At 60.4% G+C, this 8,843-nt stretch carries 7 protein-coding genes; 4 read left to right on the top strand and 3 right to left on the bottom strand.

Annotation, left to right across the window (positions count from 1 at the left end; all coding sequences use genetic code 11):
* Nucleotides 1–159: 159 nt before the first annotated feature.
* Nucleotides 160–1,674, bottom strand: a complete 1,515-nt coding sequence (locus CKW22_RS21095; RefSeq protein ID WP_160015220.1) for a reprolysin-like metallopeptidase — start codon at nt 1,672–1,674, stop codon at nt 160–162.
* Nucleotides 1,675–2,021: 347 nt separating this feature from the next.
* Here CKW22_RS21095 and CKW22_RS21090 point away from each other — a divergent pair, with 347 nt between their 5' ends.
* Nucleotides 2,022–2,279 (top strand): hypothetical protein, encoded by a 258-nt coding sequence (locus tag CKW22_RS21090; protein ID WP_033703173.1) that lies wholly within the window; start codon nt 2,022–2,024, stop codon nt 2,277–2,279.
* A gap of 67 nt (nt 2,280–2,346) precedes the next feature.
* Here the strand turns inward: CKW22_RS21090 and CKW22_RS21085 are convergent, their stop codons facing one another.
* Both CKW22_RS21085 and CKW22_RS21080 read right to left on the bottom strand, forming a co-directional pair.
* Nucleotides 2,347–3,453: a GlxA family transcriptional regulator gene (locus tag CKW22_RS21085; RefSeq protein WP_033703174.1), complete on the bottom strand. Its 1,107-nt coding sequence runs from the start codon at nt 3,451–3,453 to the stop codon at nt 2,347–2,349.
* 393 nt (nt 3,454–3,846) lie between these two features.
* On the bottom strand, nt 3,847–5,223 hold the full coding sequence (locus tag CKW22_RS21080) for an L-serine ammonia-lyase (protein WP_047582955.1): 1,377 nt from the start codon (nt 5,221–5,223) through the stop codon (nt 3,847–3,849).
* Nucleotides 5,224–5,676: 453 nt separating this feature from the next.
* On the opposite strand from CKW22_RS21080, the gene CKW22_RS21075 reads away from it, so the two are divergent.
* From CKW22_RS21075 to choV, 3 genes are all read left to right on the top strand, one after another.
* Nucleotides 5,677–6,624, top strand: a complete 948-nt coding sequence (locus CKW22_RS21075) for a choline ABC transporter substrate-binding protein (RefSeq protein ID WP_033703176.1) — start codon at nt 5,677–5,679, stop codon at nt 6,622–6,624.
* Between the two features lie 81 nt (nt 6,625–6,705).
* A complete protein-coding gene (choW, locus tag CKW22_RS21070) occupies nt 6,706–7,554 on the top strand; it encodes a choline ABC transporter permease subunit (RefSeq protein WP_177326490.1) in 849 nt (282 codons plus the stop codon).
* Nucleotides 7,551–8,729, top strand: coding sequence for a choline ABC transporter ATP-binding protein (gene choV, locus CKW22_RS21065; RefSeq protein WP_033703178.1), 1,179 nt, complete (start codon nt 7,551–7,553; stop codon nt 8,727–8,729). Before choW ends, choV begins: the two co-directional genes overlap by 4 nt.
* The last annotated feature ends 114 nt before the right edge of the window (nt 8,730–8,843 follow it).

Here is an 8,843-nt window from a genome sequence, read left to right as displayed (position 1 = left end):
TTATCTCTGCGCGCAGGCGGGCATCCTGAGCGCCTTTGCGAAGTTTGATCCGGCGTAGCAGTTCCGACTTTTCAGTTTCGGAAAGGGTAATGACGGTTGCTGGTCGGCCCATGTCGATGCCCTTGGAGAGTTGGCTTCCACAGAGCCTAGCTCAGATTTTCAGCGGTATTTGTGAAACACCACACTAGCGAGAGAACGAATATCGAAGTCACCTATATAATAGTGACTTACATAGGTATGCCAGGCGAGCGCGTTACCAACCCGCAGGGTCTTTCCAGGCGTGATGTTGCGCACGCTGACCGAACGAACCTTGTAATTCCAAGCCAAGCCACAGACGTTCGCAATAAACGTGGTACGGACCCCAGCAGGTAACGCGAACGCGCAACGGTCACCTTGCATATTAAAGTTATCAAATACGGTTACCTGAACGTCAACGACCGGCATCGGCGGATAGGTATTCTCGACCGCTTCTCTGCGCTCGTTGAAAACCCGTGCGACATCATGATGTTCGAACGTCCCCATCCTCACGCCGTCGTAATAAAGCATGGGGTTGGAAAAATAGGGAATTGCGCCCCAGGTCGTCACCATGATCGTATGAAATTTCGGATTGTCATGAGCATAACCATGATTGTAGCCAGCGCCTGGGTTGCCCCCCCAACCATGCCCAGCGCCCAAATGGTGACCGAATTCATGAGCCAGTACCTGCGGGTGGCCTACGATAGAGTAACCGCCGCCGGCGACTTCGCCACCTGTCCCGGCGTAAGACGTATATAAACTTACCAAATCGGCACGGAGGCGTTCGCGTGCGGTCACAACCTGTCGGTTCAATTCACGACCGGCGGTCCTGAAGTCTGCAAACTGCTCTCCCCCCGTTTTATTGCCTTCGGCGTAATCGGGGTCAATAAAGCCTGCAAGTTCAAAGGTAATCGGAACCCGAGAATTGATCATCGCCTGATTTGCGTTCTGCATGCCCTGCGCCAATTGCGCTCTGTAGGTGGGCGTTACCCTGCGGCGCTCATTGGTGGTGAAAAAAAGCACACGAATTACGCTGTGCGCTGATTGCGCCGGCTTGCCCACGGACTCACCCAGAACCCGATTATCCAAGTTTGCAATAGCATCGGTTTCAGGCGGCAATTTGGCCTCATCTACCTTAACCAAAACATGATGCCCAGCCCCCACAGACTCCAAACGATACAGCTGCCCGTCCACATGCAAGGTGCCTACCAGTTGATCACCCTCACGGACCAGAGATATCCAGGTGAAAGGGTCAAAATCAACACCCGAGCTGGAAGTGGCAGCCTGACTGTGTTGCGTTGACACATCACCTACCCAACCCGACATACCTGGGGCTGGCGGATCAGCACGCCTCAACGTGAACTCTATCGTCTTGTCGTTGCCCACCGGAACGCGCAACGTCCTGGTGTGGGCGGATATCAAGGAAGCATTGACCTTGATGGCCTGGACTTGCTGAGTAGACGGGTCGTTCAGCAACATGGCCAGAGAGGGATAGATGCCAGGTGCCTTCTGGAGCGTTTGCAGATCGTCTGAGGCCACTTCGAACAACAGAGGGGATTGGGTTTCGGGCGTCGTGATCGGAGCGGAAGAAGAAACACAGCCTGCCAATAACGAAGTACTCAGCACTATTAACAACGCTGCACAAAACCCTGTGTTCATGACGCCACCTCGATGCGTGAGAGTTGGCAACATTTAGGGGGTATTTGGCGGGCCCGACAACTAGCAAATTTGTCAGGTCGCTGGAAAAAATAACCCCGGAAAGCCGTGAGCATCCGGGGCCAAGAGCGAGCAACATCCACTGTGAACGAGCGAGGGTGACCAAACCCTCCGTTGCGGTAGATGGCTTGAGTGTGCGCACTTCATGGCGGGGAGATTTAGCCGTAAACGACCTGTTCTTAGCCAAAGCAGTCATGCCGACATTCTGTGGTTGCGGCCCTGTCGCAGGGGACACAGAATCGGTCGTAAATCACAGCAGCACTCTCTTAGCGATAAAAGGGACAACAGCCATGATGCATGCGGATTTGATTGATCAGGACGACCTCGCCGGCCACTTGCGCGCGCGCGGTTTCGAGATTCCCGCCGGGGCCAGTGCCGAGCAGGCTTGCGAGGCGGTGGTGCGCGGTTTGACCGAGCCTAATGCACGGGCACTGAAGGGCATGGTCGAGCAGATGTATACCGGGAGCGCGACGATCCTGCCGGCGGTGCGCCAGGCGATCGATAAACAGCTATTGCCAGCCTTGGCGAGCTTCAACAACCGGGGCTGAAACATCACTTTGCAGGGTCTCTACCGGCCCCTTCGCGGCGATTCGACGCGAAGGGGCCGGTGCCGTATCAGAGCCTTACACTGGCAAACGTCGACTCGTTGCGCGCCTGGCTCAAAGCCGCCAACGGGCCGCTATGCGGTGCCAAGGTCAAGGCCTGCGGGATCGGCATCATCGCTACCTGCTGGGCCGTGTTGGAGCCCACGCGCTCATCACGCGGCGGGATGCCAAAGTACTCGCGGTAGCACTTGGAGAAGTGCGGCGTGGAGACAAAGCCGCACACCGAAGCCACTTCGATGATCGACATCGGCGTCTGCTTGAGCAACTGCCGTGCGCGGATCAGGCGCAGCTTCAGGTAGTAGCGCGACGGCGAGCAGTGCAGGTACTTCTGGAACAGCCGCTCGAGCTGGCGCCGCGACACCGCCACATACACCGCCAATTCGTCGAGGTCGATCGGCTCCTCGAGGTTGGCCTCCATCAGCGCGACGATTTCCTGCAGCTTTGGCTGGTTGGTGCCGAGCATGTGCTTGAGCGGCACACGCTGGTGATCCTGCTCGTTGCGAATGCGCTCGTAGACGAACATCTCGGAAATCGCCGCCGACAGCTCACGGCCGTGATCGCGGCTGATCAGGTGCAGCATCATGTCCAGCGGCGCGGTGCCGCCAGAGCTGGTGAAGCGGTTACGGTCGAGGGTGAACAAACGGGTGCTCATGTTCACCCGCGGGTAGGCCTCCTGCATGGCCGCCAGGCATTCCCAGTGCACGCTGCAATCGAAACCGTCGAGCAGCCCGGCGCAGGCCAGTGCCCAACTGCCGGTGCACACGGCGCCCAGGCGACGCGACTGACGGGCCTGCGCCTGTAGCCAGGTGACGTGTTCACGGGTGACGGTGCGCTGGATGCCGACGCCACCGCAGACGATCACCGTGTCGATTGGCGGTGCGCTGTGCATGGCCGCATCGGGGGTGATCTGCAGGCCATCGCTGGCCCAGACCTGGCCGCCATCGACGGTCAGGGTGTGCCAGCGGTAAAGCTCGCGGCCAGAAAGCTGGTTGGCCATGCGCAGCGGCTCGACGGCCGATGCCAGGGAAATGAGGGTGAAGTTGTCCAGTAGAAGAAACCCGATGGACTGGGGGGCTGTGCGGTTCTGGGTTGGGGTCCCGGAGGTGTACGACGTCATCGCGATTTCTCCTCACACAAATGCAGGGTGTGCCTCAGGCGGGCACTGATTTCTTGTTATGGCCCCTGTTTCGTGTTGCAGGGGCTTGTAACCAAACACAACGCAAACGCCGTGCCGGAACTTGAACGGCTATCCGAAAAAACCTGAAAACGACGCCTTCATCAGGCAAATCAGGCCCTTCGATCACGCCGGTCAAACTTCCAGAACCGGCGTACTAGGCGTGCTACGTGTAACTGCTGAGCACTTTGGTGACAGATGCCCCGGGGGTTGCCCAGAAACGACACTCTTAAGTGTCACCGACAATGCCCACACTCATCGCGACATCTGACGGCCGGTCATACACAAACGCCCCATAACGGGGCGTCGTGCTGCCATCAGAGCGAGATTAGCGCATCAGCATTCGATCGCGCTGACGGCCAGGCCGCCACGCGAAGTCTCTTTGTACTTGTCGTGCATGTCGGCGCCCGTATCGCGCATGGTGCGGATCACCTGGTCGAGCGAAATGAAGTGTTCGCCGTCGCCGCGCAGGGCCATCTGCACCGCGTTGATTGCCTTCACCGCAGCAATCGCGTTGCGCTCGATGCACGGCACCTGCACCAGGCCACCGACCGGGTCGCAGGTCAGCCCAAGGTTGTGTTCCAGGGCGATTTCGGCGGCGTTTTCCAGTTGTGCCGGCGTGGCCCCCAACACTTGGGCAAGGCCTGCAGCAGCCATGGCGCATGCCGAACCGACCTCGCCCTGGCAGCCGACTTCGGCACCGGAAATCGAAGCGTTCTTCTTGCACAGGATGCCCACCGCTGCGGCCCCGAGGAAGAAGTCGGTCACACTCGACTCATCCACCGCATCACTGAAGCGCATGTAGTAGTGCAACACTGCCGGGATGATGCCGGCCGCCCCGTTGGTAGGCGCGGTGACCATGCGCCCGCCGGCGGCGTTCTCTTCGTTGACCGCCAGGGCGAACAGGTTGACCCACTCCATGGCGCTCAGCGTCGAGCCGATTACATTCGGTTTGCCGACCTCCTGCAAACTGCGGTGCAGCTTGGCGGCGCGGCGGCGTACGTTGAGGCCACCGGGCAGCGTGCCTTCGTACTTCAAGCCGTTGCTGACGCAGTCCTGCATGGCTTGCCAGAGCGTGCGCAGGCCGGCGTGGATCTCTGCCTCGGTGCGCCAGACCTTCTCGTTGGCCATCATCAATTGCGACACGCTGAGGTCGTTTTGCTTGCACAGCCGCAGCAGCTCGTCGGCGCTGTTGAAATCGTAAGGCAACACCGTCTGGTCGGCATCCAGCACGCCACTGGCGGCCTGGGCGGCATCCACCACGAAACCGCCACCTACCGAGTAGTAGGTGTCACGGTGCAGCTCGCCCTGCGCGCCCTCGGCGACCAGGGTCATGGCATTGGGGTGGTACGGCAGGTTCTCGTCCAGCAGCAGCATGTCGCGGGCCCAGACGAACTCGATGGGCAGCCGGCCGTCCAGCAGCAGGGTGTTGGTTTCGCGCAGGTCGGCAATGCGTGGGACGATCTGGGTCGGGTCGATAGCGTCAGGCCAGTCGCCCATCAGGCCCATGATGGTGGCGTTGTCGGTACCGTGGCCGATGCCGGTGGCCGAGAGTGAACCGTAGAGCCGCACCTCGATGCGCTTGACCTGTTCCAGTTCGCCGCGCTCACGCAGCCCCTGGACAAACAGAGCGCCAGCACGCATGGGGCCGACGGTGTGGGAGCTGGAAGGCCCGACACCGATCTTGAACAGGTCGAACACGCTGATGGCCATTGTCGAATCACCTCTTGCTGGGCTTGTCTCTGCGCGCCATGCGCAGGGCGGGGCAACTGCTAGGCTGAAGCTGCGAGCCGCCATGAATGCACGCATCATCGGGCTTTTGCCTACCCCCTCGCCGTCTGCAACCGACGTACTTTTGTCCAGCTGCGCCGCGCTGTTTTTACCTGAGGTGCTGCCACCATTACGCCGCTTTCCAGTGGCCGGGTGACGCAAAAACGCGGCCGAGGGGGTGGAAAAATCCATATGCGACATCGCCCGTACTGGATACGACCCGTTGCGTACTGGATACGACCCCACCAGTAGGCGATTGCCCGGCGCTGGAGGATTATCGAAAGCGACTCGTAAAGCACGGCCACGCAACCTGCCCTCTGCAGGCCTGGTCGACCGGACCTTCAGAAAGCCCGGCGACCCATGCGAACCCGAAGACAAAATCTCAGGAGTCCATCCATGAAAGGTTCACCCTCGCTGTTGCTGGTTGCGTTGTTGTCCGCACCGATACTGGCCCAGGCCGCCGAGCCTGAGCAGTGCCAGACGGTACGTTTTTCCGATGTCGGCTGGACCGACATCACCGTGACGACAGCCACCACAAGCGTTGTGCTCGAAGCCCTGGGTTACAAGACCCACACCACCATGATCTCGGTACCGGTGACCTACAAGTCGCTGGCCACCGGCAAGGACCTGGACGTGTTTCTCGGCAACTGGATGCCGACCATGGAGAACGACATCAAGCAGTACCGCGACGCCGGCACCGTCGAGACCGTGCGCGCCAACCTGGAAAACGCCAAGTACACCCTGGCCGTACCCCAGGCGCTGTACGACAAGGGCCTGAAGGATTTTGCCGACATCCCCAAGTTCAAGCAGGAACTGGACGGCAAGATCTACGGCATCGAACCGGGCAACGACGGCAACCGCACCATCCAGAGCATGATCGACAAGAACGCCTTCGGCCTGAAGGACGCCGGTTTCAAGATCGTGCAATCCAGCGAAGCAGGCATGCTGTCGCAGGTTGACCGGGCGCAGAAACGTGGCGAGTCGTTGGTGTTCCTGGGCTGGGAACCGCACCCGATGAACACCCGCTTCAAGATGCAGTACCTGACCGGCGGGGACGACTACTTTGGCCCCGATTTCGGCAAGGCAACCGTATTGACCAACACCCGCAAGGGCTACGTGCAGGAATGCAGCAACGTTGGCCAACTGCTCAAGAACCTGTCGTTCGAGCTCAAGGATGAAAGCACCATGATGGGCTATGTCCTGGACGACAAGATGAAACCCGAAGCAGCCGCCAAGAAGTGGCTCAAAGACAACCCCGGCAAGCTGGATACCTGGCTGGCCGGCGTGACCACCGTTGATGGCAAACCCGGCCTTGAGGCGGCCAAGGCCAAGCTCGCGCAATAACGAACCACGCAATAGCGCTACCTCGGGGCGGGACCGTGCCCGCCCCGGACTGATTTCAATCTTTGCAGGTGGAAGCTCGCTATCATGCTTATCGATCAGAAAATACCCCTGGGCCAGTACATCGCGTCGTTCGTCGAATGGCTGACCCAGAATGGCGCCGATTACTTCGACGCTATCGCGCAAGGCCTGGAGTTCATGATTCATGGCGTCACCAGCGCCCTGACCTGGTTCAACCCATTCGTCCTCATCGCCCTGTTCGCCGCCCTGGCGCACCTCATCCAGCGCAAGTGGGCGCTGACCGCATTCGTCGCCCTGTCGTTCCTGCTGATCCTCAACCTGGGCTACTGGCAGGAGACCATGGAAACCCTGGCGCAGGTGACATTTGCCACGGTGGTCTGCGTGGCCTTCGGTGTGCCGCTGGGCATCCTCGCCGCGCATAAACCGATGTTCTATACCGCCATGCGCCCGGTGCTCGACCTGATGCAGACGGTGCCCACCTTCGTTTACCTGATCCCGACCCTGACCCTGTTCGGCCTGGGCGTGGTCCCGGGGCTGATCTCGACGGTGGTGTTCGCCATTGCCGCGCCGATTCGCCTCACCTACCTGGGCATCTGCGATGTGCCACAAGAGCTGCTCGACGCCGGCAAGGCCTTTGGCTGCTCGCGTCGCCAGCTGCTGACCCGCATCGAACTGCCGCACGCGATGCCGAGCATCGCCGCCGGTGTGACCCAGTGCATCATGCTGTCGCTGTCGATGGTGGTGATCGCGGCCCTGGTGGGCGCCGATGGCCTGGGCAAACCTGTGGTCAACGCACTGAACACCGCCGATATCTCCCTGGGCTTCGAAGCGGGCCTGGCGATCGTGCTGCTGGCGATCATGCTCGACCGTATCTGCAAGCAACCGGAAGTCACGGTAAGGGGTGAAGCATGAGCATCATTCGTTTCGAAGACGTCGACGTCATCTTCTCCAATAAACCGCGCGAGGCACTTTCGCTGCTCGACCAGGGCAAGACCCGTGAGCAGATCCTCAAGCAGACCGGCCTGGTGGTGGGTGTCGAAAAAGCCAACCTGGACATCGAGAAAGGCGAGATCTGCGTGCTCATGGGCTTGTCCGGTTCGGGCAAGTCGAGCCTCCTGCGCTGCATCAACGGCCTGAACACCGTCAGCCGCGGCAAGCTGTTCGTCGAGCATGAAGGCAAGCACATCGACATTGCCCACTGCACCCCGGCAGAGCTGAAGATGATGCGCACCAAGCGCATCGCCATGGTGTTCCAGAAGTTCGCCCTGATGCCCTGGCTGACCGTGCGCGAGAACATCAGCTTTGGCCTGGAGATGCAGGGCCGCCCAGAGAAGGAGCGGCGCAAGCTGGTTGACGAGAAGCTCGAACTGGTGGGCCTGACCCAATGGCGCAACAAGAAGCCCGATGAGCTGTCGGGTGGCATGCAGCAGCGTGTGGGCCTGGCCCGGGCACTGGCGATGGATGCCGACATCCTGCTGATGGACGAACCGTTCTCGGCGCTCGACCCGCTGATCCGCCAGGGCCTGCAGGACGAACTGCTGGAGCTGCAACGCAAGCTGAACAAGACCATCGTGTTCGTCAGCCACGACCTGGACGAAGCGCTGAAACTGGGCAGCCGTATCGCGATCATGAAGGACGGCCGGATCATCCAGTACAGCAAGCCCGAGGAGATCGTGCTCAACCCCGCGGACGACTATGTGCGCACCTTCGTTGCCCACACCAACCCGCTCAACGTGCTGTGCGGGCGCAGCCTGATGCGCAGCCTGGACAACTGCAAACGGGTCAATGGGTCGGTGTGCCTGGACCCGGGTATCGACTCATGGCTGGACATTGGCGAAGGCGGCTTGCTCAAACGTGCACGCCAAGGCCAGAACGGCCTGGATATGCAGAATTGGGCGCCAGGGCAGAATGTAGAACTGCTGGAGCGCAGGCCTACGGTGGTGCACGCCGATATCGGCATGCGTGAGGCGCTGCAGATTCGTTATCAGACGGGCAACAAGCTGGTGCTGCAGGATAACGACAAGGTGGTGGGGATTCTTGGGGATACCGAGCTTTATCACGCGTTGTTGGGCAAGAACCACGGGTGATGCTGTTGGGGCCGCTGTGCGGCCCTTTCGCGACGCAAGGCCGCGCCTACAGGGACTGCGCTGCTCATGAACCTGTGGGAGCGGGCTTGCCCCGCGAATGGGCTGCAAAGCAGC

The organism is Pseudomonas sp. Irchel s3f19 (genome assembly GCF_900187555.1).
Classification (GTDB): Bacteria; Pseudomonadota; Gammaproteobacteria; order Pseudomonadales; family Pseudomonadaceae; genus Aquipseudomonas; species Aquipseudomonas capeferrum.
This window is presented reverse-complemented; position numbering and strand designations above follow the sequence as displayed.